The following is a 25,695-nucleotide window of genomic DNA, read 5'->3' as shown; positions in this document are numbered from 1 at the left end:
CTCACTCCCTGTTCTGCTCGTCTGTACGGGGCGTCGGCGGTGGCCGCCGCGGGCTCGTGCGGGTGCGCCGGACGGCGCTGCGCGGGCACTTCCTCGAACGGATGCCGGCGGCGGGCCGGAGACCGGGTGCCGCGGGCGGGTGGTGCGGGACGACCGGTCAAGGGAAGGGATGCGGAGCGGGGTTGAGGTCCTGCGGCGCCAGATCGGCGTCACGGAGACCGGCTTCCCGGAGCGCGGAACGGACCCGGGGCATCGTGGGCCCGCGCTGCCTGCGCCATCCGAAGTCGATCGGGACGAGACCGGGCACCAGGACCTTGACCGTGCGGAAGCCGAGGTCGCGCTGTTCGGCCGAGGTCTGGTCGACCACCACCACGTCGAAACCCCGCGCCGTCACGGCGGCGACGCAGGACTCCACGTCCTCCCGCAGGTCCGCCGACGGGCGCGGCGCAGCGGGCCCGGAGGCCAGCGAGTCGAGCGGCACCCGGTCGGCGTCCTTGCGCCCCTTCAGCAGGAAGTCGGTGTACGGGCCCATCTCGGGCAGCCCGTACAGCAGCGGGTGGTCGTGCAGGACGCGCACCTCGTCGAAGTCGTGCGTCATGCGCCGCAGCCGGTTCACCTCGCGGGCCACCCGGCGACGGAGGTTGACGGAGTCGGTGGCGATCTCGCAGAGTCCGGCGGCGAGCGCCGCCTCGGGGTCGAGGGAGGCCCCCGCGCCGAAGCAGAGCAACCCCGGTCCTCCGTCGAGGCGTTCGGCGACGGCGGTCACCACCGGCACCGGGAAGGTGATGCGGGTGTCGAAGAACCGGGCCCGGTAGCCGTACATTGCCAGCCGGTCGACCATGGCGCGGCTCGCGGCCCGGGTACTGGTCGACGGGTCGATCTCCGGCAGCCGCGCCCGGCCGAACCAGGCCAGCAGGAACGCGTCGCGTTCCAGTGTCTCCAGCAGCCCGTGGTGGACGGCCTCCGTGAGCGAGCCGCCCGACGCGCAGCCGTTGGAGCTCTCCTGCACGAAGCGCCGCCGGACGCCGCCGGGCGCGTGGTAGTACGCCACCACCTCCGGTACGAGGACGGGGCGGGCGTCGCGCAGCGACCAGCCCCACACCCAGTCCACCGGGCGGTCGGGCGCGAAGCGCGGTGCGTCCGGCTCCGCGGCGTGGAAGGCGTCGGAGTACAGGCCCGTGACGCGCGGGTCGACCGCGGTGTCGCCGAGCTCGTCGAGGGCGGCGGTGACGGCGGTCTTCCTCGCGCGGGCCCGCATCCCGGCGTAGCGTTCCAGGCCCTCCAGCAGGCCGACGCGGACACTCGTCGCGTAGGCGTCGGTGTGACCGCCCCAGTAGCAGTCGCGCAGGTAGGCACCCGAGCGGGTGGTGAACGCGCCGACCGCCGAGGAGGTCGAGGCGGACGTCAGGTCGGGGGCGACGGACGGGCCCAGCATCCCGGTGACGGGGTTGGCGAACGCCGCCGGCGCGAGGTCGTAGGCGTCCAGGGGGCGCAGCCGGAAGCGGTCCGGGGCGTGCTTCGGGGTGGGTCCGAGCGTGATCCGGGCGGCTTCGGCGGTGTCGTCGGGGCGTGTCGCGCAGGACGGGCACTCGCCGTCGGGCACCAGCGGGAACCGGGACACGTGCAGGGTTTCGAGGTCCAGCAGCCAGACCCAGGGGTGACGGTCCGAGGGCGTCCGCCGGGCCGCCGACGCGACGAGCGCGGCGAGGGCGTCCGCCACGAAGGCGGCCTGCCACGGCGGGGTCCCGGTGGCACGGGGATCCCCACCGCACTCCAGGGCGTCGCGGAGGAACCCGGCGCGCACCGCCTGCCAGCGGCGGGCCAGGCACTGCGGGCAGCCCGTGGCTCCGGCCGTGGCGAGGGGGCCGACCACGGCGTGATGCCCGTACAGGCCGACCGGTACGGTCCCGGGCGTGAACTCGCCCGGTCCGACGGCCAGTTCATCGCGCACACCGAGGGACGTCACGCGTGTCGGCGGCATGCCGGGGTGACACCCCGCGCGGTCCGCGAGGGCGGCCGTGAGCGCGTCGCACAGTGCGCTCCACGGCCCGGTGGCCCCGCCGGACCCGGGATGCGCCACCGCCTCGGGACACTGCGCGGGCGCGGTCTCAGTGGGCACGGTGCTCCCCGCGGGTCAGCAGGACGCGCACCGCGTGGACCTGGCCGGCGGCCAGGTCGGGTGCGGCCACGGGCACCGCGTAGGCGTCCCGTCCGGCGGCGGCGAGGCCGTCCAGCACGGCCGCCCAGGTGGTGGTCGTCCCGGGGAGCGGCACGGGGTCCTCGGCGACGAGGGTGGCGCCGTCCAGATCGGCCCAGAGCGGGTCTCCGGCGTCGGGCCGCCCCGCGGCGCCGGCCGTCTGTTCGGCCCCGAGCAGGTCGCGCAGCGCTTCCAGCACGGCGTCGCGCAGCCGCAGGCCGCAGCCGGTGGTCCAGCGCACCGCACCGGTATCCGCATCGGTGAGGCGGGCCATGGCGACGGGCAGTGTGTTCCCGCCGGCGGCGGTGAGGTCGAGGACCTCCGCGGTGATCCCGAGGTTCTCCGCCGAGCGGAGCAGGAACACCAGCTCCGGGTCGTCGGCGCGAGCGGCCGGGTCCACGGCACGCAGCGGCGCGATGCGGTGAACGGCGCCGCGCAGCGCGTCGTGGGCGAGCGCGGTGCCCAGCGCGCGGACGAGCGCGGCGCGCGGGCTGCCGGCGGCGCCGGTGCCGGCCGACGAGCGTTCGAAGAGGCCCTGGTCGTTCCAGCCACCGAAGGTGCGCGCCGCGCCGGCGGGCACCAGGACGGTCCGGCCGTCGAGCAGCGAAGTGGCCTCGGTCCAGTGGGCGATCGCGTCGGCGGGCACGTCGAGGCCGCTGGAGACGGTGAGTTCGGCGGGCGTCACGCGTGCCCACTTTCCGACCGCGGCCTCCAGAGCGGCGGCGTCCAGGACCCGGGGCGGGACGACGTGCTCGGCGTACACCTCGGCGGCGCGGAACAGAGCGGTGAGGCGGGCGCCGGCGACGTGGTGGACGTCGACCGCGGAGATCCGGCGCACGCGGCCGGGTGCGAGGCCCAGGCGGACGGTGCTGACCTTGAGCGGGGTCTGCTCCCAGTCGTCGTCGGCGTAACCGGTGAAGACACCGGCTCTCTCGTGGACGAGGACGTTCCGCTGCTCCAGGGCGGTGAGGGCGGCGCGGGCCGCGTCCTCGTCGGCGGCGCCGTCGGTGGGCAGGGCGGCCGGTTCGTCGTCCGCGTGCGGTGTGCGCAGTGCGTCGCCGGTGACGGGGAGCGGATCGTCCGCTCCGCCGCAGAACCGGCAGCGCGGGTGCGGCAACAGCGGTTCGGTCAGCACGTCGAGGGAGTCGAGGTCCTGCACGACGACCTGGTTGCGTGTCTCGGCCGGCAGCGCCTCGGTGACGAGCCGGAACACCTCGAAGGCGAGGAGGTTGCCGAGCATGCCGGCGAGCGGGCCGCCGAGGGCGGCCGGGGGAGTGCCGAGAGGTGCGGCGGGGCCGACCGAGGCCCACAGATCGGCACTGTCCGCGGGGTCGGCGCCCGCCCCGAGCCGCAGGGCGGCGCAGGACCAGCAGCCGGGAGCGTCGCCGGTCATCACCGGGCCGATGACGGCGCGGTCGCCGAAGGTCCAGGCACCGAGCAGCCGACGGCCCGCCGGTACGCCCTCGGTGAGCAGACGGATCAGCTGGCGAGGTCCGGCCGCGCCGGTGACCAGGACGGTGTCCCAGCCGTCGAGTTCGTCCCAGCCGTACGTCCGCGCGGTCGGGGCGGGCAGCACGGTGACGCGTGGGGCGCAGCCCGCGCCGTCCAGTTCGGCGGCCTCGGCGTCGAGGTCGGCGGTGCCCTCCACGCCGTGCAGTTCACGGCGCAGGACGCCGTGCGAGGAGTCCGGCTCGGTGACGGCGACGGCGGCGCAGCCGTTGCGCAGCAGACCGAGTGCGGCCCAGCGGGCCAGAGCGTCGTCACCGAGGACGGCGACGGGGGCCGAACGGAATCTCAGGAACCGTCCGGACGCGCCGTCGGCGTAGTGGTCGAGATAGTCGAGCTGGTGCGCGAAACGCGCCGCGACCTGCGGCGGAAGGACGTCCGACGGTGGTTCGGGCGCGGCGTCCCGGGCGAAACCACGCGCGTAGAGTGCGCGCACGAGTTGGACCACCATGTCGCGCTGCTTGTCCCCCAGGCCGTCGCACAGCTCCTCGACACGTCGTCTGCCGTCGAGGTGAGGCACGATCAGCGCGGCGAACCGGTAGGCGGACCGGGTGACGACGTTGAACCCGCCGTGGGCGTTGTGGAAGAGCACACCGGACGGGGTGCGGGTGAACAGCACGTCCCTGCGGATGCGGGGCCGCGACCGCGCGATCTCCTCGTACGAGGTGGGAGTGTGAGCCATGAGTTCCGGAACCTCCGATGGGGGCGGGGGCTGTCAGTCGGCCGGTGGCGGGGGCACGTCCGCCGGGCTGTGCGGGGCGGCGACCGGGGGAGCGGTGCTGGCCGCCTGGACGAACAGGCGTAACAGGTCGTGGACGCGGTACCGGCCGGGCGGACCCTCCTCCAGCAGTCCGGCGTCGACCAGGGAGCGCAGTACGGCGGTTCCGGGAGCCGCGGGGGAGGCCCGCCCGCGGGCCGCGGGCGCCTCGGCGAGCGCCGCTGCGGGCGGGGTGCCGGCCGGAGGCAGCGCGGGGTGTCCGTCGGGCGGTTCGCCGCGCAGTACGGCGAGTTGGAGGCGGCGCAGCGCCGGACCGGGTTCCACGCCGAGTTCCGTGTCGAGGTGGGTGCGGATCCTGCGGTACTCGGCGAGCGCCTCGGCGCGCATCCCGGAGCGGTACAACGCCTCGATCAGCAGGACGGAGAGACCTTCGTGCCCCGGATGGGCCTCGACGGCCCTGCGGGCCTCGCCGATCATCTCGCGGTGCCGTCCGAGGCGCAGTTCGCCGTCGAAGACCCGCTCGACGGCGAGCAGACGCTCCTCGGACAGACGCGCGACATGGTCGCGGTGCAGCTCGTCGGAGTGGACGTTGCCGAGGAGCGGGTCCTTCCAGAGGCTCAGCGCGGCCCGTGCCAGGCGCAGCGCGGTCTCCGGGTCCTCACAGGTCTGCGCCCGGGAGAGCAGGTCGCGGAAGTGGAGGAGGTCGAGGGTGTCGGCGTCGGCGTGTAATCGGTAGCCGCCGGCGACGGCCTCGATGGTCTGGTTCGCGACGCCGTACTTGGCGAACAGCCGGCGCAGCCGAAGCACGCAAGTGTGCAGAGCGGCCTTGCCTCCCGCCGGCGGTGCGCTGCCCCAGACCACGCGCTGGAGGAAGCCCGAGGAGACGACGGCGCCGGGGTGGAGCAGCAGCGCGGCGAGCAGCGACGCGGGGCGTGAGGGCTGCAGAACGACCGTCTCGCACCCGTCGGTTATGGCTAACAGACCCAGTACCAGGAACCGGGGGCGGCCTTGGGACGGCGCGGCGACGAGCCGCTCGGGGAGCGCGCCCTCGGGCACGCGGGCATCGGTCTTCTCCACAGCCCCTCACATCGCACGGTGGGTGATGTATCAACGGCCTTGCGTGGAAGGGCCGTTGCGCACGTTCGGGGTGCCGATCGTGGACATGACCGCTGCCGAGAGGCGAACTTAGATTGCGTATCGGACGCCCGTCCAGTGGTTGACGTCAAACATCTGGTAACACGTTAGGTAGGCAACGCCCCACCGGGCACGCCCCGTTGGCGAGCGGGCCGAGAGGGCATACCCTGCGACGGGCGTTCCACGACAGCCCCCGGAACACCGCACTCAGGGGAGGACCCATGCCGTGGTGGGCGCTGATCCCGGTCGTCTCGATGATCACCGGGCCCGTGGCGCTGTACGTCATGACCCGCAACAAACGCCGGGCCGACGACACCGACGAGCGGTACGACGAGCTCTCGCAGAAGTACACCGCGCTGCTGGAGGAGACCACGTCCGGCGAACTCCCGAACGGCCGGGGGCGCTCCCCGGACACCCACTGAACCCCGTCGGAGAACGGGAACCGAGGGAGCCGTCCGCCGGCCGACGACGGCCACGGACGGCGGGGCGGCGGCCATGAACGTCCGGCCCGATCACCCGCCCGTCGACCGGTCCTGGCTGGGCAGACCGATCGACGCCCGCCCACTGTTCGGCCCGGAACTGGCCGCCCTGCTCGACCTGCTCCGCTCCCTGCGCCCGGGCGACTGGCACGGTACTCCGGTCCCGGGCTGGACCGTGCACGACCTCGCCGCCCACATCCTGGGCGACTACCAAGGACGCCTCGGCCGGCGCACGGGCGAGAACCGGCCGACCTTCGCGCCCGGCGAGACGCTCGAAGCGTTCATCCACCGCACCAACCAGGAATGGGTCGACCTCCACACCGGCCACAGCCCAGCCGCGCTCATCGACGCCCTCGAACAGGCCGGGACCGAGGTCACGGACCGATTCGCGGCCGCCGACCTGGATGCCACGGGCCTGGGCGTGTCCTGGGCCGGGGCCGACCCGGCGCCCAACTGGCTCGATCTCGCACGGGAGTTCACCGAGTACTGGACCCACCGTCAGCAGATCCGCCACGCCACCGGCCGCGCGACGGACCCGGAACCCCGGTCCCTCGCCCTGGTCCTGGACACGTTCATGCGCGCCCTGCCGCACACCCTGCGCGACAGCCCCGCGCCCGTCGGGACGCAGGTCCAGGTGATCGTCGACGGGCGGGCCGGCGGCGCCTGGACGGTGACCGCCACCCCGGACCGCTGGTCACTGGCCGAATCGCCGCTCGGCCCGCCGGCCGCTTCGCTGGTCATGGACGCGGAGACCGCCTGGCGCCTGTGCACACGCGGCATCGATCCCGGCACCGCGCTCGACCGCTCCCGTACGCGAGGAGACCGGCGGCTCACCGAAGCCCTCTCCCGGATCGTGTCCATCGTCCGCTGAACGCGGCCTGCCGGTCGCCCTCGGCATCCCGCGTCGGGACGGACGCGTACGCGACGGAGACGTCACCGCCCCTTGCGCGGTCCGGACCGTCCCTTGCGCGCTCCAGACCGTCCCTTGCGCGCTCCGGACCGTCCTTTGCACAGTCCGGACCGCCCCTTAGGCCGGATGCCCGCGCCCGGATGCACCGTATGTCCCGGGCCCCACAAAATCCTGATCATGTGGAGATCATCGAGAACTCGATCCGCTCATCGTGCCATGCGCCGCGGCAGTGCCCGCCATGCCATAGCCTCGACCGCTGCCTGTGGCCTTCTCCTGACGATCGCCACGGCATGCGGTGACACGACCGCCGGGAGGAGCCCCGGTGGTGCGCCGGGCACCAACGGTCCGGCGTCCGCCTCGCCCCGCTCCGCGAAGCCCGACCGGGTTCCCGGCATCGGGGACCGGATGTGGCGGCAGGTCCCCGCAGACACCCGCCAGGTGGTGGCCGTCTACGGGGACGACAGGGACTCACCCGACGGCGTCGTCGCTCTTTACGAGAAGAAGGGCGAGACCTGGAAGCAGACCGGCAGCTGGCCCGCCCACAACGGCAAGCTGGGCTGGACGACCGACCATCAGATGGACGACGAGCGCAGCCCCGTGGGCGTGTTCACCCTGACCGACGCGGGCGGCGTGCTGGCCGACCCGGGCAGCCGGCTGAAGTACCGGCAGGACGACCACGCCTTCGCGTCCACGATCTACTGGGACGAAGCCCACGAGCACGACTTCGACTACGTCATAGCCATCGACTACAACCGGATCAAGGGCACCCCTCCCTACGACTGGTCCCGGCCCCTGGGTGTGGAGAAGGGCGGGGGTATCTGGCTGCATCTGGACCACGGTGACGGCACGTCGGGCTGTGTCACCGTCCCGGAGTCCGGGATGAGGTCCCTGCTGCGCACCCTCGACCCCGCACGTCACCCCGTCGTGGTGATGGGCGACAAGGAGCGCCTGAAGCGCTGAGGGCCCCTCGGACCGTCGGTGGGCCAGTGAACCTCGGGGGCTCGTTCCACCGCTTCGAGACCGGGCGGGACCGCACCGCGCCGGACCCCACCGCGCGGGACCGGACCGCACCGCGCCGGACCGCGCCGACCGTACGGCGACGACGGACCGGGGCCCGACCGGCGCCGACGCCATCGGTCCTGCGCAGATCGGCGCGTCGCGGGACCGGTCGCGCGCAGGCCGCCCCACACCAAGGGCGAACAGGCGTTCTGGTTAAGGTGCGGCCATGCACCGCAGTCACGTCGACGGCGTACTCGTCCTCCGGTACTCCGAGCCCGGGCCCCTCCACGCCACGCTGCGTTTCGGCGTCGGCACCCGCGACGAGACCTACCGCACGCTCGGTGTCAGCCGCCTGGTCGCCGCCCAGGCCGTGCGCACGACGCGACAGCACCGCCCGGAGCGGGACCGGCTCGTCGCGTCCGGCGGACCCGAAGAGACCCGGTTCACCGTCTCGGGTACCCCTGAGGAGGTCTCCGACTGCCTGGAGGCTCTTTGCCGGGCATTGTCCGACCCGCGGGTCGGCGAACCGGGCGACGTGGGGGACCTGTTCGACGGGGAGGACACCGGGTCGCTCGATCCCCGGGCCGCCGGTGCGCTGAACGGCCGGTTCGGCTCGCAGGCCGTCGGCCTGGAGGGTCACAAGGACAGCCGGAGTGGGCCGCCGACCGCGGACATGCTCCTCACGCACGCCTCGCGCTGGTTCACCCGTACCAACGCCGTCCTGACCCTGACCGGACCGGATCCCGTCGGCCTGCGGCTCCCGCTGCCTTCCGGCGAACGACCGCGTCGCACCGCACCGCAGGCCCGCTACCCGCGTGCGTCCTGGACCCACCGCGACATCGAAGGTGTGGCACTGTCCGTCGAAGCTCCGATCGGATCTGCCGCGGTGGAACTCGCCCACCTGATCCTGCGGGAACGGGTGACCGCCGCACTCGCCGCCCGGTCCACGCCCGCAGGGTCCGCCGCTCCGGCCGAGTCCGCCGAGGCGCTGCACGACTCGGTCACGGTCGTCCGGCTTCTCCTCGTGCCGGCTGCCGCCGACGCTGTCGAGTCAGTGGCCGCGACGGTGTGGTCGGAGGCGGTGCGCGTGTCGAAAGAAGACCCCACGCCGGACGAGGTCGCCCGGCACACCGCCTCGCGGGGCGGCGCCACCGGCCGTTCGCGCACCCTCGAAGACGCTGCTCGTGGCGAGTTGTTCGGGACCCCGTGCCTCGACGACGGCAGCCGGCGCCGCGCCCTGGAGTGCGTCACCCCGCAGGGCGTGCGCGAGTCCTGGCAACGGGTCATGGGGCACGCCCAGTTGGTCGTCCCGACCGGCACGCTCCTCCACTTGGCCGGCCAGGACGGCCGTCGGCTCTGGTGCACGTCGTGCTGGACCTGGGACGAAATCCCCCCGCACGGAGAGGTGTTCCGCGCATCCCTGCCGAAGCGCGCGTTCGGACGGTCCGCCGAGCGGCACTGGATGGTCCTGACCACCGACTCGTTGGTGTTGTGCACACCCGGCGCCTGTCACAGGCTCCGCCTGGACGACGTCATCGCCGTCGAACGGTGGGGCCCCGAAAGGAACTTGATCGGACGCTGCGGCTGCTCCATCGGCGTCGACCCCGCCTGGTACCGCGGAGGCCATCGGCTGGTCCGTGCGCTCGACGAGGCCGTCCCGGCGGAGCTCGCCTTCGACGGCGTCGAACATCCGGAGCGGGACGAGCCGTAGCCGAGGAGGACACCGGCCTCCCCGGTTCAGGCATCCGTCAGCTCCTTCAGAGGTCGAGGACCACTTCGGTCGTCGGTTCGCTGCAGCAGACGAGGACGGTGCCGGGTTCCGGCGGTTCGAGGGGCTGTGTGGTGTACCTGGTGTCGCCCGACACGACGTGGGTGACGCAGGTGTGGCAGACGCCGGTGCGGCACGACCAGCGGGTGGGGACCTCGCAGGCCTCCGCGAGGTCGAGGAGCGAGGCGTGGGCCGGTGACCACGGTGTGGTGACGCCACTGCGGGCGAAGGTGACGAGCGGGCCGGTGCCTTCGGGGCCGGGTGGTTGGTGCGGTCGGACCGTGGCGGTGGGCGTGACGCCCGGATTGATGGCGGGCAGGGCGCTGAACTGCTCCACGTGGATCCGCGCCGAGTCCAGGCCGAGTTCGCGCAGGAAGCCGCCGACGTCGTCCATGAAGGAGGTCGGTCCGCAGAGATAGGCGTCGGCGTCGGCGGGGATGCCCAGGGCCGCGAGCGAGCGTGCGCTGGGGCGGCCCTGGCCGATGTGGGCCTCGTCGGGACGGAGGGAGGCCTCGGCCGTGTAGGAGATGTGCTCGTGGGCCCGGGGGAGTTGGGCCAGGAGCGCGTGGACCTCGTCCGCGAACGCGTGGTGGGCGCGGTCGCGTGCGGTGTGGATCCACCAGACGGGACGTGGGTCGCGTACGGCGGCGAGCCTGTGGAGCATGGCGAGTACGGGGGTGACGCCGATGCCCGCCGACAGCAGGACGACGGGCCCGGTGCCGTCCTCGAGGACGAAGGTCCCGCGGGGACAGGCGATCTCCACGAGGTCGTCGGCGTGCAGACGCGTGTGGAGGTAGCCGCTGACCAGCCCGTGCGGCTCGTGCTTCACGCTGATGCGGTACGAGCGGGCCGTGGGCGTGGAGGACAGGGAGTAGCTGCGCACCGCGGGGGCGCCGTCGCCGGCGGGGACGCGGATCGAGAGGTACTGTCCCGGGCGGGAGTCCGGCAGTGGTGTGTCGTCGGTGGCGTCGAGGTGGATGGACGCCACGGCGGGGGTCTCGGGGACGATCCGGGCGACACGCATGGTCTTGAATCCCGGCCATCCCGGCATCTCTCTGGTCTGCTGCGGCTCGGCGCGCCCGCCGGGCCACCCCGGTTCCTGCTTGGGCTGTTGAGCGGCCGCCAGTTCACGGAAGGACTGCTGCCATCCGGGGCTCAGGGCGGGGATGCGGAGAGCTCTGCGCAGCTTGGCGGGGTCGCGGTCGGGGAGGTAGAGCAGTGCGTCGGTGTCGGCGACGCTGAGCTCTTCCGGGCCTCTGCGGGTGAGGGTGATCTCGTCGCCGGCCTGGACGTGGCCTTCGGAGATGACGCGCATGTAGAAGCCGGGGCGGTGGTGGGCGACCAGCAACGAGGCCATGGTCGGTTCGCCCAGGCGCATGCCGACCCGGTAGCAGGTGACGCGGGGCTGGCTGACCTCGAATTCGGCGTCGCCGATGCGGTACCGGTCGCCGATGCACACCTCGTCGTCGGGCAGGCCGGCGACGGTGAGGTTCTCGCCGAAGCTCCCGTACGACAGGTCGTCGCGGCCGAGATGTTTCTGCCAGTACTGGTAGGACTCCTGCTGGTAGACGAGGACGGCGCGCATCTCGCCGCCGTGTCCGGCGAGGTCGCCCTGTCCGTCTCCCGCGATGTTCAGCCGCCGCACCATCCGGGGCCCGCGGACAGGAGATTTCCAGGCGCCGGTGTGGACGGTCCTTCCCTGCCAGGAGACGTCCTTGGGCATTCCTACGTTGACGGACAGCAGCGTCGCCATCGCGGACCTCCTGCGGGGGCGGCAGGGCCGGCAGCCCCTCATGGCGTGGTGATCTGGGCGCTCGGGCCGATCCTAATTCTTGTGCGGGTGCCCCCGCGATTCCGCGCCGACGGCGCGCGCGGTCGTCTCGGGTGCCGGAGGCTGGGGCGATGGGAGAGGCTGCTCACGGAGCACGCGGGTCAGGAAGCGGCGGACCATGCGGGTCAGGTGCCGACGGACGGGACGGACCGCGTGAGCCCGGAGCCGGTGGACCGGGCGCGCCCGGAGGCGAGGGACCACACGGGTCACGTACCGACGGGCCGTACGAGCCGGGAGGCGACAGTCAGCACGGGCCGGGAGGCGACGGTCCGGACGGGCTGGGAGGGGACGGTCCGGACGGGCCGGGAGGGGACGGTCCGGACGGGCCGGGGGGAGGAGCCACGTCGTTCGGCGTGGAACGCGATCCCGCCCGCGTGGTCGCGTTCAGCGACGGCGTCATCGCCATCGCCATCACGCTGCTCGTCCTGGAGATCCATCCGCCGCGGGACACCGATCACCTGCTGCACGACCTCGTCGCGCTGTGGCCGTCCTACCTGGTGTACGTCGTCACCTTCATGCTGATCGGGCAGGTGTGGGTCAACCACCACATCATGTTCGACCACGTCCGCAGCGCCGACCGGGTGGTGCTGTTCTTCAACACCGTGTTGCTGATGGACGTGGCCTTCCTGCCCTTCGCCGCCTCCGTACTGGCCGAGGCCTTCCGCGACGGACACGGTCAGCGCACCGCCGTGGTCCTCCACGGCGTGGCCTTCGCATTCCTGGCCGTGCTGTTCAACGTCATCTGGTGGCACGTCCGCCGTCGACGCCTGCTTGCCGCCTCCCTCGAACCGGCCGGCGTGGCGGCGATCGGCCGACGCTTCCGGCTCGCCGTCGCGTGGCTGGCCACCGGAACCCTGATCGGCGGGGTGCTGCCCGTACTCGGCGTGGCCGTGATCGCCGCCTTCATCCCTTACTACTGGCTGCCCATCGCGGGCGAGATCGCCAGGGTGAAGCGCCGGTGCGGCCGCGGGAATCGGGCGTGACCCCCCGCCGGCCTCGCCCGCCGTCGTGGGGTCACTCGGCGGCGGCGTCGCGCGTGCGCCGGTAGTGGCGCCGAGCCTTCATCCGGTTGCCGCACAGGGCCATCGAGCACCATCGGGCCTTGTCGGTCTTGCTGCGGTCGAGGAGGAAGCGCCGGCACTCGGGGTTGGAGCAGGGCCGCAGCCGACCGGGCATCGTCTCCTGCAGCGCGCTCCACGTCATGACCGCTTCCACCGCCATCCGGCGCTCCGCGGGGGCGTCCAGCTCCCAGGTGACGCCCGCGGGCGTCAGGTGCGGGCGGGAGATCACGTCTTCGAGGAGCGGCGCGAGAGAGGTGGCGGGCCGGCTCCCGCGCACCACGTCCTGAAGGGCGTCGCGTGCTTGCAGAAGGCAGCGCTGCTCTCCAGGGCCGCCGGTGCCGCCGTGGGCCCGCTGCCAGGTCCTGGCCGCCTCCGGATCCGCCAGCTGGTCCTGGACCTCGTCGCGCACCACCGGAGTGCTGTTGAGGAGCTCAAGCAGGGCGTCCTGCCGTTCTCGGTCGGCCACTCCCGCACCTCCTAACCTGCTCGATCTAGTTGAGAGGTTACATGAATTCCTTCGTGCTAACCAGAGAAAATTATTTGGAGGGTTAGTCGCACCCGCGGGTCGCCGTGTCGGTGTCCGCGGGTGACGGGTGCTCGTCGGCCTGCGGGCCGAGAGGGCCCGCCTTGCCGCCCGGGCGGGCCCCGTATGGGTGCCCGCGATGGGCCGGCCTCCTGCTGCGGCCGGAGGCTTGTGGTGGGTCGACGTGGGGGTTCCCGGGTCAGGCGAAGTGCGTCGATCTAACCAGTAAAAAAGCATTGACAGGTTAGAGGCGGTGTGCTCGACTGGATATGTAACCACTGAAACTCGATGGAGAGGTTATGGACATGACTGCCGAAGTCCACCACCGCACCGCCACCGTCGACGGTCTCGACGTCTTCTACCGGGAGGCGGGGGACCCCGAGGCGCCCGCCGTCGTCCTCCTGCACGGCTTCCCGACCAGCTCGCACATGTTCCGCCACCTCATCCCCGCGCTCGCCGACCGGTACCACGTCATCGCGCCCGACCACATCGGGTTCGGCCAGTCGGCCATGCCGGGCCTGCGGGACTTCCCGTACACCTTCGAGGCCCTGACCGACATCACCTCCGGACTGCTCCGGCAGCTCGGCGTCGACCGGTTCGCCCTGTACGTGCAGGACTACGGCGCGCCCATCGGCTGGCGGCTCGCCCTCCAGGCGCCCGACCGCATCACCGCGATCATCAGCCAGAACGGCAACGCCTACGAGGAAGGCTTCGTGAAGGCCTTCTGGGACGGGCTCTTCGCCTACGCCCAGGCCCCCGGACCCGGCACCGAGGCGCCCGTGCGAGGCGCCCTCACCCCCGAGATCACCCGCTGGCAGTACGTGAATGGAGTCCCCGACCCCACCTTGGTCAGCCCGGACAACTGGGTCCACGACCAGGCACTGCTGGACCGGCCCGGCAACGACGAGATCCAGCTCAAGCTGTTCCGCGACTACCCGACCAACGTGGACCTCTACCCGCAGGTCCACCAGTACTTCCGCGATTCCCGGGTTCCGCTGCTGGCGGTCTGGGGCGCCAACGACGAGATCTTCGGTCCCGCAGGCGCGGAGGCGTTCGCCCAGGACCTGCCCGATGCCGAGATCCACCTGATCGACTCCGGGCACTTCGCCCTGGAAAGCCACCTCGGAACCATCACCGGCCACATCCGCGACTTCCTCGCCCGCGTCCTCGCCTGACGCGCACGGAGGCGGTTGCCGCGAAGCGGAGCCCTGTCCGCCGCGGCGGGCAAGGGGCCCTGACGGCGTGCCCCGTCCAGCCCGGCACACCTTCGGCGCCACCCCGCGGCCCGTGCGCACCGCCCGCGACGTCGGCGATGCGAGCCCTCGACACCTGAGGCGGCCTCCGACGCCGGGACGGCATCCGCCCCCGCTTCGGCAGGCCCGCGTCCCCCAAGTCTCGCTGCTCCTGCACTCCTTGCACCTCGCCGACATCCAACTCATCCCGGGGCGCGGCCATTCGCCCACCCCCCCTCCCCGGAAGGAACCGCCATGGGACTGTCCTGGCAACAAGGCCCCCTCGCCGAGCGAGCGATCGGCCACTTCCTGACCCCGCACCCCATGCCGGAGCGCCTGCTGTACGCCGAGCGACTGCGCCGCCGCATGCGCGTGAAGTTCAACGGCGCCTGGATCGCCGACAGCGAGAACGTCGTCCTGCTCCACGAGCCGGGCCGCTACCCCGTGGCCTACTTCCCCCGCGCGGACGTCGACGCGCAGGTCCTGGTCGCGAGCGGCAAGGTCACCCGGCACAAGGACCTCGGCGACACCTCCTGGTACGCGGTGCGCGCCGGCGACCGGACCACCGAGCGCGCCGCCTGGGAGTTCACCGCACTGCCCGGGCACGCCACCGAACTCCAGGACCGCATCGCCTTCGCCTGGCGCGCGATGGACGCCTTCTACGAGGAGGACGAACGCATTCTGGGGCACGCCGCGGACCCGTACCACCGCATCGACATCCGCAACACCTCCCGCACGCTGGAAGTCCGCCTCGGCGACACCGTGGTCGCCCGGTCCGAACACCCCGTCGTGCTCTTCGAGTCCGGGTTCGCGCCACGCTGGTACGTCCCGCGCGCCGACGTCGACGAGAGCCGCCTGCGGCCTGTCGAGGGGCAGACCTTCTGCCCCTACAAGGGCCTGTGCGACTACTACGACATCGGTGACGCGCGCCGCGCCGCCTGGTCGTACCGCAACGCCTACCGGGAGGTCGACCGGATCGACGACCTGGTGTCCTTCGAACCGGATCAGGTCGAGGTCCGCCTCGACGGCACACGCCTGCATCTCGAACCCGGGCAGAAGGTCGTCCCCCACGGCATCGACCGCGGCCTGGAGGTCGACGAGGCCGAGGGGCACTGACCCGACGGCCGGCCGGCCGCACATCCACTGCGCCGTCGTCCCTCGGCGCATCGGCAGAAGGAGGAGGGATCCCCATGACAACAGGCCTGAAGGAACGGACGGTTCTGGTGGTGGGCCGCGGCAGCGGCATCGCCCGGGCGGTCGGCGACGCTGCCCTCGAGGCAGGTGCCCGTGTCGTCGCGGCCGGGCGTGACCGGACCGCGCTCCAGGAGAGCTACCGGCGGACCGACGTCACCGTCGCCACGGTCGACCTGACCGACGAAGGGTCGATCGAGGCCCTGGTCTCGGAAGTCGGAAGCGTCGACCACGTGGTCTCGACAGCCTCCGCCCGGGCCCGGGGCACCGTGGCCGAGCTGGAACCGGACGCGATCCTGCGGTCGTTCCACACGAAGGTCGTCGGCCCGATCATGCTCGCCAAGCACTTCGCGCCCACCATGCCCCCGGACGGCTCCCTCGTCCTGCTCTCCGGTGTGGCCGCCCTCGAACCCGACCCCGGGTTCCTCGCGGTCGCCGCGACCAACGGCGCCGTCAACACCGTCGTGCGGTCCCTGGCCGTGGAACTGGCGCCGATCCGCGTCAACGCCGTCTCACCCGGCACGGTCGACACCGGCGCCTGGGACGCACTCGGCGAGCAGAGGAAAGCCGAACTGTTCGGCCGGCTGTCCGCCGCCAACCCGGCGCGCCGTATCGGCACCCCCGAGGACGTGGCCCACGCCGTCCTCTTCGCGCTGACCAACACCTTCATGACCGGTGTGTGCCTGCCCGTCGACGGCGGCCAGCCTCTCGTCTGACCCGTCCCTCATCGCGGGCTCATGGCGAGGGTCCGGTCGGCCCCGTACCACCCGGGCAGCAGGGCACCGCGCCGTCTCACGGTCGCTGCGCCCACACCTCCGGGCCCCCGCCGTGCCACTCGATGAACGGCGAGTCCGCCACGTCGATCTCGTCCAGCCCGGGCCACCCCGCCGATCGCAGGAACGTGGCGAGGTCACGCAGGCCGTAGGCAATGCCCAGGGACTCCCCGTCGACGACGACCTCACGGCCGCGGGGGTCAGCAGGAGGGCGGACGATCACGGAGCGCTCAACCATGAGCATCACCTTCACGTCGCGTCGCGGCCGCCGCAACAGGAGGGGGCCTCGCGAGCGACGCGCCGGGAGCCGCCCCGGGGCCCGCTCAGGGATGTGCCCCAGGATGCATTCCGGGGAAAGCGCTGCAGGGCGCGGCAGCTCAGGCAACAGAGCGAGCGGGTTGGCGACACCCCCGGCCGGGACGAGAATCCGACGGCGTAGTGAGGGCGGTGCGCCGTCGGAGTGTCCGTCACCCGTGAGTGGTGGACGGACGGACGAGATCGGCAGGGATGTGCTGACGGCAGGCTCCGCCGTGGTGTGCGGCGCCGCGCGAGCACCCTCGAAGATTCGCCGGAACCGATGGGTGACCTCCCTGGTCGGGGGAACTCGGCAGCTTGGAAGGCAGGACAACCGCAGGAGGCACGCCATGATCGCCCTCGGCATCATTCTGCTCATCATCGGTCTCATCACAGGGTTCTCGATCCTGTGGACCATCGGGCTCATCCTGGCCGTGGTGGGCGTCGTCCTGTGGATCGCGGGATCCATGGGGCACGCCGTCGCCGGCCGCCGCCACTATTGGTGAGCCGACGACCGTTCCCACTCCGTCGCCGGGGCCGGCCAGGACCCGGCCCGGACCGCGTCGCCGACGACGTCGCGGCGAACGGAGCGACGACGCTGCGGACGACGGAGTGGGACACGAGAGCAGTGCCGCGTGCGGCTGCGGCGCCGACCGGACCCGGAGTTCGCGCAGCGCGGGCAACAACGTCTTCTGCGCCCGGTCCAGGAACGGCAGCGGTGACGCACCGCCGACCCGGACGAGGGCGATCTCGGTGAACCCCGCCTCGACGTACGGCCGTACCGCCTCGACGAAGACCTCCGGGGGCCGGGTGGTCGCGCATCGTCGGACAGATCGCGTACGTCATCAGGGGAATCCGTGAGGTGGCCCGCGCCGCCGCGCCCAGCACGCTCCATGCGTAGGGGGCGTGGCCCTGCTCGTCCAGCCATGGAAAGCAGTGGTCCGACGGCACTGAGAAATCGAAGCCGGCCTCGTCGGCCCGGACGACATGCGCCACCAGGTCTTTGGGAGCGGCTTGCCCGGTCGTCATCGTGTATCCGAGAAGAGCCATACGCGCCGAGTACTCGGGCTGTCCCGAGGCACGGGTTGCCGCTCGGTGCGGGCAAGCGCAGGGTGAAAGCATGGTGCGGGAGTGTGTCGTCCTTCCCGCGCCGCACCGAAGTCCGAGAGGTCGCGATCGAAGTGAGCAAGGGGAACGCGAAGGCGAAGCAGGTCAAGGGCAAGATGAAGGAGACCATCGGCAAGGCCGTGGGGAACAGGTCCCTGAAACGGGAGGGCCGGGCCGAGATGCTGGGCGGCAAGGCGCAGGAAATGGCCGAGAAAGCAGCGCACCGGGCCCGCAGGGCGATGGGGCACTGACCCCGGCCGCCGATATCCACGCGCCACGGGACACTGCCGGCCGCTCACCGCGTGTGCGGCGGGCGCATGGCGTCGGGAACGCGCCTCGGCATCACTGCCGCTACCAGGCCCGAGCCACCTCGCGCAGGCGAGCGCGGACACGGGCGACGTCCGGGTTGGTGTCGGCGCCGGGGCGCTGGACCAGGAAGAGCGTGTTCAAGGGAGGCTCCTCCGGAGCGTGGAGCAGAACCAGGCGACCGGAGTCCAGGTATTCCTGGCACAGCGACCGGGGCAGCACGCTGCAGCCGGCGCCCGCGTTGACCGCCGACAGCACCGCGTACAGATTCGGCACCGTGACCGCGGCGCCGGCGGTGAGCTGTCTGCCGAGGACCGTGCGCCAGTAGCGGCGGACGATGGGCAGATCCTCGGCGTACGTCACCATCGGGACGTCGCGCAGCGCCGCGCACACGTCGTCGGCCTCGGAGCGGCCGGCAACGCGCTCGGCCCACGCCGGGTTCGCGACCAGCGCGTACTCCTCGTCCGCGAGCGGCACCGACTCCAGCGCACGGCCGCGCGGGCGCCGCGTGACGATGACCAGGTCGTGTCGTCCGGCGCGCATCTCCTCCAGCAGCGGCTCGGGAAGGCCTTGGGCGACCCGCAGTCGCACGCCATCGACCACGAGCGGGGCGAGGGCGGGCAGGACGCGTACGCAGAGCAGCTCGGACGGCCCGGCCAGGTGCACGGGCGCGGCCACCGCCCCGGTGTCCTCCAGCGAGGCCAGGGCGTCGAGCGGGTCCGCGACCCGCGCGGCGAGGTCGTGCGCGTGCGGCGTGGGGTCCACGCCGCGAGGCAGCCGGGTGAACAGTTCCCGCCCGGTCTGCTGCTCCAGGGTGCGGATCTGCGCGGTCACGGTCGGCTGGGACACTCCGAGGCGCGGCGCCGCCGCCGTGAAGGACCCCGAGCGGTAGACCGCGAGGAACGTGCGCAGCAGGTTCAGGTCCGCCTGCGGCGGCAGCCGCTGACCGGCGGCCCCTGAAGCCCCACCCCTGACGACCATCCGGTCCCGCGCGCTTTCCGGCTTGTCCATGCCTCCAGCGTAGCCACTGTTCCCATCGGAGTGCTGATATCGAGAATCGCATTGTCTATTGGAAAGCGGATCGATGTACGTCCTACGGTCGTCGTGGTCACCGACCGGAACCAGTCTCGTCGGGGCCCTCGCGCACGGGCTGCCCTCCCAGCCCGTCCGACACCGTGCTCGATGAAGGGACACACCGTGACCACGCAGAACGCGATCAACTGGCCCGAGAAGTACCTGCCGGGAACCGGCGACAACTTCGTCTCCAACGAGGTGATCGTCCAAGGCCTCACGGCCGCCCACGTGTGGCAGTACTTGACCGACACCTCGACCTGGGAGTCGTACTACGACAACGTCGCCGACATCTCCTTCCCGCAGGGGGGTGGACCGGTGCTGAAGGACGACCTCGCCTTCAGCTTCGGCACCTTCGGCTTCCCGCCGCTGGACGCCCACGTCGTGGAGTTCGAGGCACCTGCCGAGGGTGTGCCGGGCCGTCTGTCCTGGGTGGCCGGGCAGGACGGCCCGCCCGCGAGGCGGCTCGACGTGCTGCACGCCTGGCTGGTGGAGGACCTGCCCGACGGCCGGGTCCGCATTCTGACCCAGGAGACGCAGATCGGAGAGCCCGCCGCGGAGCTGGCGAAGCAGGTGCCGAATCCGATGCTCAACGGTCACCAGGCATGGCTCGACGGGCTGGTCCGCGCGAGCTCCGGCCGGGCCCGCGTCTGAGGGCAACCGACGTCGCGCGGAACTCCCGCTGTCCGGTGAGGCCGTGGGTGGGACGGGCCCGCGCCAGTTCGACCCAGCGCGCGACCTCCCCCTGGTGCGAGCCGTCCTTCGTCGCCGCGGCGACAGCGGCTGCCCCCGCTTCATCTGCCGAGCCCCCGCGCGTCAACAGTGCGAGCGGCCACCGTGGTTCATGAGGCTCGTCGCCGTCGAAGGGGTGCCAGTCCCACGGGCCGTCGAAGCGCCACGCACGTCCCGCGGCGTCGGCCACCTCGTCACCGGCGACGAGGCAGGCGTAAGGGCGGAACACCAGCTCGAAACCGATCGGGATGCCGTCGTCGGGACAGACGTCGTAACCCTGTTCCTCCGACTCGGGATCGAGTGACCGGCCTGCGCGGAGCACCACCACGCGACGCCCGGGCCGGGGCAGGCGTCCGGTCTCCAGCGGCGGATCGAAATGTTCGACGGCCACCACGTGGACGAGCGACGCAGGAATGCCGACGCGGCAGACGGCTCCGACCGTGAGCTGTTCGGCGGCAGGGTCGGTGCGGAACAACTCCTTGTCCCACGCGTACGATGCCGGATCGCCGACGAGCGCCACGTCCCCGTTCCACTCGACCCAGTCGCAGTCCGGATCGGCCGACCACCACGGCCACTTCAGCACCACATGTTCCAGGGTCTTCCGGATGACCCGCGCCGGGGTGTAGGGACAGGAGACGCTGACGACGTCACCCACCCGCAGATCCACTGTCACCTTCAGCCTCCACGAACGACACGACCCGTCGAGACGGTACGGCCGTCGGTGCGGCAGGATGCGGGCGGGTCCGGGCCGACAGGAATCGGGCGGGTGCGGTGCCGGCCACGCGGGAGAATGTGTCTCCCCGGCGGCTCCAGGCCGGGGGAGGGTCCCAACCCTCCGCTCGTCGTGGGAGGGTGAGGGCTGCTCAAGCAGGGGACGTCGAAGGGAGAGTGGGACGTGGCCGTCGGGAACGGTGCGCCATTGCGACTGACGCGGATGCACCGGGTTCTCATCGGCGTGGTCGTCGCGGGTGCGGTGATCATCGCCGGTATCGGCTTCGCCGGTTCGTACGCCGCCGTCCGCGAGCTCGCGATCAAGAAGGGCTTCGGGAACTTCTCCTACGTCTTCCCGATCGGCATCGACGCCGGCATCTGTGTCCTGCTCGCCCTGGACCTGCTGCTGACCTGGATCAGGATCCCCTTCCCGCTGCTGCGCCAGACGGCATGGCTGCTGACGGCCGCCACCATCGCCTTCAACGGCGCGGCGGCCTGGCCCGACCCGCTCGGCGTCGGCATGCACGCCGTCATCCCGATCCTCTTCGTCGTCGCCGTCGAAGCCGCCCGGCACGCGATCGGCCGGATCGCCGACATCACCGCCGACAAGCACATGGAAGGCGTTCGCCTCACCCGCTGGCTGCTGTCGCCGGTGCCCACCTTCCTGCTGTGGCGCCGCATGAAGCTGTGGGAACTGCGCTCCTACGAAGCGGTCATCAAGCTCGAACAGGAACGCCTCGTCTACCAGGCCCGGCTGCGCTCCCGCTTCGGCCGCGCCTGGCGCCGCAAGGCACCCGTCGAATCCCTGATGCCCCTGCGCCTCGCCCGCTACGGCGTCCCCCTCGCCGAGACCGCCCCGGCAGGACTGGCAGCCGCGGGCATCGATGAGCCGTCCGTCCAGATCACCGGCGAACGCACCCCGGTGCCGGCGCAGCGGCGCCACAGCCCCGCACTGGATCCAGCCCCGGTCCCCGTGGCCGCCGTTCTGCCGCCCGCCGCCGCGCAGCCGTCGTCTTCGGCACCCGCTGTCCCCGCGCCGTCGTACGCCCCGCTTCCGGACCCGGAGCCGGACCACGAGAGGCGGGCCGGTGCCCTCGCCGGCGCCTATGGAGCCTGGCTGTCCGCTTTCGGCACCGAGCCCACGCCCACGCAGTTCTCGATCTGGCTCCGCGACGAGTACGGCATCTCGACCGGGGCCGGAGACCCGCTCTCCGAGGAGCAGTTGGAGCCCCTCCTGCGTGTTCTGAAGGAGCGCCACACGTCACGCGACGCGGTGAGCGGCGTCGAGGAGTCGGAGAACGTGGACGGCGAACTCTCCTGGAGCGACTACTTCCACAACGCCTGGCTCAGCTTCGCGCGAGAGCACGGCACATATCCCGACGCCGACGCCCTCGCCGAGTACGTGTACCGGCTCGACGGCATCACCGGCGCCACGGGGCAGCCCGTGACCGGCGCCGATGTGCAGGCCTACGTCATGGAGTTCCAGGAGCGCGAGTACGACGCGAGCGGCCCCGCGCCGATCAGGGGCGAGCCGGGTGGCTCCGTCCGCTCGGATCATGCCACGGCACCCGAGGACAGCCCTGCCGGGGACAAGGCCGCCGTGGCCGCGCCACGCGGCGCGGAGGCCGACGGGGACATCGACGGACAGCGTCCACGTGAAGGTGCGGCGCAGGCCCCCGAACTCACCGCCGTCGACCGGTACTACCTCGCCTGGACGGAATACCAGGCCCGGCACGGAGCGGAACCCGACCCCGGCGAGCTGTCCGACTTCCTCGCCGCCAAGGGAATGCTCGGCCGCGGAGGAAAGGCGGTCAGCCCGTCCACGTTGCGCCGCTACCCGCTCTGGTTCCGGATCTACGGAGTGTGGGCCGAGCACCGCATGCGTCACGACCGGGCCCCCTCACCGGACGCCGTCGCCCAGGACTGCGCACGCCGCGGCATCACCGGCCAGCACAACAAGCCGATCACCGTCGTGCAGATAGCGGAGCAGTCGCAGGACTTCGAGCGCCGCTGGCAGACCCTGACGCACCTGCACGCCGACACTCCCTAGGCGAGGACGTCTTCCACGCCGGAACCTGGAGGACGAGGCATCGGGTTCCGCTTCCCGGCCGGAATCACGACGCCCATCCCATGTGGGTGTACGTGTCACCGCGGGCGATGCCGGTGAGTGCGGCGCGGGTGTACTCGACGAGTTGGCCGGGCAGCGCGTCGAGCGGCCACCAACGCCACTGCGTGCACCGGTCGGGTTCGAGGAGCTGGGGCTCACCCTGCCAGCGGGACGCGGCGAAGAACAGTTGCAGGCGCGGGACCGGGCTGCCGGGATCCCGCACATCGACGACGTGCACGAGGGTGAGGTCGCTCGCGTGCACGGTGATGCCGGTTTCCTCGGCCGTTTCCCGGATCAGGCCGGTCAGCGCCGACTCGCCCGCCTCGCGATGGCCGGCGGGCACGTGCCAGATCAAGGGGGCGAAGGCACTCTCGGGGGCGCGTTCGCCGAGCAGGACGGTTCCGTCGCGTTCGAGGTAGAGGTGCACGCCGACGATGCTGCGCTCACGTTGAGCGGCGGTCTCCTGGATGCGCAGCGTGGGCGGCCTTCCCGCGTCGTCGAGCCGGGGGTGAGGGTGCTTCCGGTGCTCCTGGACGACGGCCGTGGTGCCGGGATCCAGGACCATGTGCACGATGTCGGCGGCGTCGGTCCAGCGCAGTTGGATGCCTTCGTGGAGGGGGATCTCGTGGGCGGGCCGGTTGAGGGTGCCGAGGTACACGACGACGCGGTACTTCAGCCGGCCGTCCGTGTCGACCGTCTCCACGGTGACGAACGGGGTGAGGCCGGGGACGGTGAGGCCGGTCTCCTCGCGCAGTTCACGGACCATGGCCTCGGCGCAGGTTTCGCCGGGCTCGGTGTTCCCGCCGAGCAGGGCCCAGCGGCCGGGCTGCCAGATGGGTTTGTTCGCGTCGCGGAGGTGGAGAAGATACCGGCCGTCGTCGTCGACCAGGAGGGCGGCGGTGCCCGGGACCTCCGTGGTGAGGAGCGGCTGCGGCGCTGCGGATTCGATGCTGGTCACGTGGGGTGTCCTCTCGTGCGGTCGATGACGGTGAGAGGTGGGAAGCCGGCTTCGGCGTTCAGCGTTCCTGGGACAGGCGCAGCAGGTCGGCGAAGGTGCCGCCGGCGTGGACGAGGTCGTCGTAGGTTCCTTGCTCGGTGAGGCGGCCCTGCTCCATGACGACGATGTGGTCGGCGATCCTCGTGTTCTCCAGCCGGTGCGTGACGACGATGGTGATCCGGTCCGCGGCGATGGCCTTGATCTTCCCGAAGATGCCGTGCTCGCCGCGGGGGTCCATCTGCGAGGTGGGCTCGTCGAGGATCAGCAGCGGGGGCCGCCGGTACAGGGCTCGGGAGCAGGCGAGGCGCTGCCATTGGCCCCCGGACAGTTCCGAGCCGCCGAAGATCTCGCGGGCGAGCAGGGTGTCGAGGCCGGCGGGCAGTTCCTCGATCGCCTCGCGCATGCCCACCGCCTCGACCGCGTCCCACACCTGGCGGTCGTCGGTGCTCCTGGGCTGGCCCAAGGTGACGTTCTCCCGTGCCCGCAGGGGCCATTGGGCGAAGATCTGGGGGACGAGACCGGTGCAGTCCCAGACCGTCGCGGGGTCGGCGTCGGCCAGGTCGACGCCGTTCCACGTGACCTGTCCCTTGTCGGCGAGATAGATGCCCGTGATGAGCCGGGTCAGCGTGCTCTTGCCCGAGCCGTTCACGCCGACGACGGCGAGGATCTCGCCGCGCCGCAGTGTCAGGGAGACACCGTCGACGGCCGGCTTGCTCTTGCCGGGGTACTGGTAGGTGACCTCGTGCAGGCGGATCTCCTCCACCGGAGCGGTGACGCCTGTCGTGCCGCGCTTCGGCGCCCGCTCGGCGGCGTCGTCGAAGAACGCCTGCATGTCGCCGAGATACAGGCTGGTGTGGAACAAGGCGGCGCCGTTGATGACGACTTGGGAGAGCGCGGCCAGGGTGGTCTGCACGGCGACGACCGCCGTGGCGGCGATGGCGGGCGCGATCCGACCGGTGACGGCCAGCCAGGCGAGCACACCCCAGGTGGCGGCGAGGAACAGCCCGCCGGCGAGGGAGGAGAGCACCGCGATCCGCAGGGTCCGTGGCGCGGCGGCCAGGGTGCGCTCGTCGACGCGCTCGGAGAGGGCGCGGTACCAGTAGAGGAGGTACTCGACCATCCCATTGGCGCGGACCTCGTCGCCGTACTTGGGTGTCGTCGCCCACCAGCGGGTCATTCCCCGGACGTTGCGGTCCGCGACGTTGGCGTAGTGGATCTCGTAGTCGACGCGTGCGGTGAGGACCGCGCCGACGCCGGCCGGGGCGACGGCGAGGAGCAGCAGGGGAAGCATGACCGGGTTGAGCACGGACAGGACTCCACCCGCGGTGACCATCTTGATCAGGGCGGCCATGAAGCGCTGGGCGTCCATGAGCATGACGTGCGTGCGGATGACGCCCATCTCCGCGGCTTCTTGCCGGTCGGAGAATCCGTCCACCGCGTACGCCGACGCCTCGACCCGGCAGACCGCCTCGACCAGAGCCGAGTCCGTCATCGTCGTCAGCCGTGGGGTGATGCGCCGTTCCGCGTACGCGGCCAGTGCCACGGCGAGCCGCGCCACGGCGGTCGCGCCGGCGACGACGGCCAGCGCCGGAAGCGCCTCGCGCAGGCGGTCCGCCATCGCGCCACTGCCGAGGACGGGCGCCATGGCTTTCGCCGTGGCGGCCAGCAGCACGGCGGCGGCGATCCCGGTGGCGAGCTGGCAGGCAAGGACGAGGAGCACCGCGTTGCGGTCGATGCGCCAGGCCATGGCGGCGATACGCCCGAGGACACGGGGGAGTTGGGCGCACAGGGCGCGGAAGCCGACCTCGCCGAGCGGGTTCACGGAGTAGTGCCCGGAGTAGGTGATCTCGGCGGGAGGCGGGGGCGGGACGAGACGGGAAGAAGCGGTCAACTGCACATCTCCCTGCGGGATCGGACGGGGTGAACGCGGCGCCACGGGATTCAACGACAGGGGCGTCGGGTTCGAACACACGTATTTCGGCCGCAACGGATTCCGTGCGCGGCGCGGTCACGGCGTGGGCCGCTCATGGAGGCACGGGGCAGGGGTG

21 protein-coding genes and 2 pseudogenes are annotated in these 25,695 nt (G+C 72.1%); 12 read left to right on the top strand and 11 right to left on the bottom strand.

Annotated features, from left to right (window positions below; translation table 11 throughout):
• Nucleotides 1–157: 157 nt before the first annotated feature.
• Genes ACSYGO_RS02770 through ACSYGO_RS02760 form a run of 3 tightly spaced genes read right to left on the bottom strand, consistent with a single transcriptional unit; the run spans nucleotide 158 to nucleotide 5,498 of the window.
• Complete coding sequence (locus ACSYGO_RS02770) at nucleotides 158–2,119, bottom strand: TOMM precursor leader peptide-binding protein (protein WP_460385664.1); 1,962 nt, start codon at nucleotides 2,117–2,119, stop codon at nucleotides 158–160.
• Nucleotides 2,109–4,385, bottom strand: coding sequence for a TOMM precursor leader peptide-binding protein (locus tag ACSYGO_RS02765; RefSeq protein WP_460385663.1), 2,277 nt, complete (start codon nucleotides 4,383–4,385; stop codon nucleotides 2,109–2,111). The genes ACSYGO_RS02770 and ACSYGO_RS02765 overlap by 11 nt, the downstream gene beginning before the upstream one ends.
• Nucleotides 4,386–4,418: 33 nt before the next feature.
• On the bottom strand, nucleotides 4,419–5,498 hold the full coding sequence (locus tag ACSYGO_RS02760) for an AfsR/SARP family transcriptional regulator (RefSeq protein ID WP_460385662.1): 1,080 nt from the start codon (nucleotides 5,496–5,498) through the stop codon (nucleotides 4,419–4,421).
• Between the two features lie 278 nt (nucleotides 5,499–5,776).
• On the opposite strand from ACSYGO_RS02760, the gene ACSYGO_RS02755 reads away from it, so the two are divergent.
• The 4 genes from ACSYGO_RS02755 to ACSYGO_RS02740 all read left to right on the top strand — a co-directional run bounded on the left by ACSYGO_RS02755 (nucleotide 5,777) and on the right by ACSYGO_RS02740 (nucleotide 9,654).
• Nucleotides 5,777–5,977, top strand: coding sequence for a hypothetical protein (locus ACSYGO_RS02755; protein WP_426680805.1), 201 nt, complete (start codon nucleotides 5,777–5,779; stop codon nucleotides 5,975–5,977).
• A 73-nt stretch (nucleotides 5,978–6,050) separates the two neighbouring features.
• Nucleotides 6,051–6,905 (top strand): maleylpyruvate isomerase family mycothiol-dependent enzyme, encoded by an 855-nt coding sequence (locus tag ACSYGO_RS02750; RefSeq protein ID WP_432176316.1) that lies wholly within the window; start codon nucleotides 6,051–6,053, stop codon nucleotides 6,903–6,905.
• Nucleotides 6,906–7,160: 255 nt separating this feature from the next.
• On the top strand, nucleotides 7,161–7,904 hold the full coding sequence (locus ACSYGO_RS02745; protein WP_460385661.1) for a L,D-transpeptidase family protein: 744 nt from the start codon (nucleotides 7,161–7,163) through the stop codon (nucleotides 7,902–7,904).
• 265 nt (nucleotides 7,905–8,169) lie between these two features.
• The gene (locus ACSYGO_RS02740; protein WP_460385660.1) at nucleotides 8,170–9,654 is read left to right on the top strand and encodes a hypothetical protein; all 1,485 of its coding nucleotides are present in this window, start codon (nucleotides 8,170–8,172) and stop codon (nucleotides 9,652–9,654) included.
• A 46-nt stretch (nucleotides 9,655–9,700) separates the two neighbouring features.
• On the opposite strand, the gene ACSYGO_RS02735 is transcribed toward ACSYGO_RS02740, so the two are convergent.
• Nucleotides 9,701–11,464, bottom strand: a complete 1,764-nt coding sequence (locus tag ACSYGO_RS02735) for an MOSC domain-containing protein (RefSeq protein ID WP_460385659.1) — start codon at nucleotides 11,462–11,464, stop codon at nucleotides 9,701–9,703.
• 431 nt (nucleotides 11,465–11,895) lie between these two features.
• On the opposite strand from ACSYGO_RS02735, the gene ACSYGO_RS02730 reads away from it, so the two are divergent.
• Entirely contained in the window at nucleotides 11,896–12,525 is a 630-nt protein-coding gene (locus ACSYGO_RS02730) for a TMEM175 family protein (protein WP_460385658.1), read from the top strand.
• A gap of 31 nt (nucleotides 12,526–12,556) precedes the next feature.
• On the opposite strand, the gene ACSYGO_RS02725 is transcribed toward ACSYGO_RS02730, so the two are convergent.
• Nucleotides 12,557–13,069 carry a CGNR zinc finger domain-containing protein gene (locus ACSYGO_RS02725; protein WP_426680799.1) on the bottom strand — a complete coding sequence of 171 codons (513 nt, stop codon included), beginning with the start codon at nucleotides 13,067–13,069 and terminating at the stop codon, nucleotides 12,557–12,559.
• A 362-nt stretch (nucleotides 13,070–13,431) separates the two neighbouring features.
• Here ACSYGO_RS02725 and ACSYGO_RS02720 point away from each other — a divergent pair, with 362 nt between their 5' ends.
• From ACSYGO_RS02720 to ACSYGO_RS02710, 3 genes are all read left to right on the top strand, one after another.
• On the top strand, nucleotides 13,432–14,301 hold the full coding sequence (locus ACSYGO_RS02720) for an alpha/beta fold hydrolase (RefSeq protein ID WP_426680798.1): 870 nt from the start codon (nucleotides 13,432–13,434) through the stop codon (nucleotides 14,299–14,301).
• A 312-nt stretch (nucleotides 14,302–14,613) separates the two neighbouring features.
• Nucleotides 14,614–15,474 carry a DUF427 domain-containing protein gene (locus ACSYGO_RS02715; RefSeq protein WP_432176311.1) on the top strand — a complete coding sequence of 287 codons (861 nt, stop codon included), beginning with the start codon at nucleotides 14,614–14,616 and terminating at the stop codon, nucleotides 15,472–15,474.
• Nucleotides 15,475–15,548: 74 nt separating this feature from the next.
• Complete coding sequence (locus tag ACSYGO_RS02710) at nucleotides 15,549–16,265, top strand: SDR family oxidoreductase (RefSeq protein WP_460385657.1); 717 nt, start codon at nucleotides 15,549–15,551, stop codon at nucleotides 16,263–16,265.
• A gap of 76 nt (nucleotides 16,266–16,341) precedes the next feature.
• Here ACSYGO_RS02710 and ACSYGO_RS02705 read toward each other — a convergent pair whose 3' ends face one another.
• A complete protein-coding gene (locus tag ACSYGO_RS02705) occupies nucleotides 16,342–16,560 on the bottom strand; it encodes a hypothetical protein (RefSeq protein WP_432176310.1) in 219 nt (72 codons plus the stop codon).
• Nucleotides 16,561–16,966: 406 nt separating this feature from the next.
• Between ACSYGO_RS02705 and ACSYGO_RS02700 the strand changes: the two genes are divergently transcribed.
• Entirely contained in the window at nucleotides 16,967–17,122 is a 156-nt protein-coding gene (locus ACSYGO_RS02700) for a DUF6131 family protein (RefSeq protein ID WP_426680839.1), read from the top strand.
• A 298-nt stretch (nucleotides 17,123–17,420) separates the two neighbouring features.
• On the opposite strand, the pseudogene ACSYGO_RS02695 reads toward ACSYGO_RS02700, so the two are convergent.
• Nucleotides 17,421–17,666 (bottom strand): annotated as a pseudogene (locus tag ACSYGO_RS02695) (LLM class flavin-dependent oxidoreductase); the annotation flags it as partial.
• Nucleotides 17,667–17,749: 83 nt separating this feature from the next.
• On the opposite strand from ACSYGO_RS02695, the gene ACSYGO_RS02690 reads away from it, so the two are divergent.
• Nucleotides 17,750–17,974, top strand: a complete 225-nt coding sequence (locus ACSYGO_RS02690; protein ID WP_460385656.1) for a CsbD family protein — start codon at nucleotides 17,750–17,752, stop codon at nucleotides 17,972–17,974.
• Nucleotides 17,975–18,074: 100 nt separating this feature from the next.
• Here ACSYGO_RS02690 and ACSYGO_RS02685 read toward each other — a convergent pair whose 3' ends face one another.
• Nucleotides 18,075–19,010, bottom strand: coding sequence for a LysR family transcriptional regulator (locus ACSYGO_RS02685; protein ID WP_460389665.1), 936 nt, complete (start codon nucleotides 19,008–19,010; stop codon nucleotides 18,075–18,077).
• Between the two features lie 216 nt (nucleotides 19,011–19,226).
• Between ACSYGO_RS02685 and ACSYGO_RS02680 the strand changes: the two genes are divergently transcribed.
• Nucleotides 19,227–19,754 carry an SRPBCC family protein gene (locus ACSYGO_RS02680; protein WP_460385655.1) on the top strand — a complete coding sequence of 176 codons (528 nt, stop codon included), beginning with the start codon at nucleotides 19,227–19,229 and terminating at the stop codon, nucleotides 19,752–19,754.
• Here ACSYGO_RS02680 and ACSYGO_RS02675 read toward each other — a convergent pair.
• Nucleotides 19,690–20,505: a hypothetical protein gene (locus ACSYGO_RS02675; RefSeq protein WP_460385654.1), complete on the bottom strand. Its 816-nt coding sequence runs from the start codon at nucleotides 20,503–20,505 to the stop codon at nucleotides 19,690–19,692. The two genes, ACSYGO_RS02680 and ACSYGO_RS02675, sit on opposite strands and share 65 nt — an antisense overlap.
• Nucleotides 20,506–20,766: 261 nt before the next feature.
• Between ACSYGO_RS02675 and ACSYGO_RS02670 the strand changes: the two are divergent.
• A pseudogene (locus ACSYGO_RS02670) lies at nucleotides 20,767–21,430 on the top strand (DUF2637 domain-containing protein); the annotation flags it as partial.
• A gap of 1,227 nt (nucleotides 21,431–22,657) precedes the next feature.
• Here the strand turns inward: ACSYGO_RS02670 and ACSYGO_RS02665 are convergent.
• Together ACSYGO_RS02665 and ACSYGO_RS02660 are read right to left on the bottom strand one after the other, a co-directional pair.
• On the bottom strand, nucleotides 22,658–23,608 hold the full coding sequence (locus ACSYGO_RS02665; RefSeq protein ID WP_460385653.1) for an NUDIX hydrolase: 951 nt from the start codon (nucleotides 23,606–23,608) through the stop codon (nucleotides 22,658–22,660).
• Nucleotides 23,609–23,666: 58 nt separating this feature from the next.
• The gene (locus ACSYGO_RS02660) at nucleotides 23,667–25,394 is read right to left on the bottom strand and encodes an ATP-binding cassette domain-containing protein (protein WP_460389664.1); all 1,728 of its coding nucleotides are present in this window, start codon (nucleotides 25,392–25,394) and stop codon (nucleotides 23,667–23,669) included.
• Between the last annotated feature and the right edge of the window lie 301 nt (nucleotides 25,395–25,695).

The sequence above is a fragment of the Streptomyces krungchingensis genome, assembly GCF_054729265.1.
Note: the sequence above shows the minus strand (reverse complement) of the source record. Positions and strands in the feature narration are given on the sequence as shown.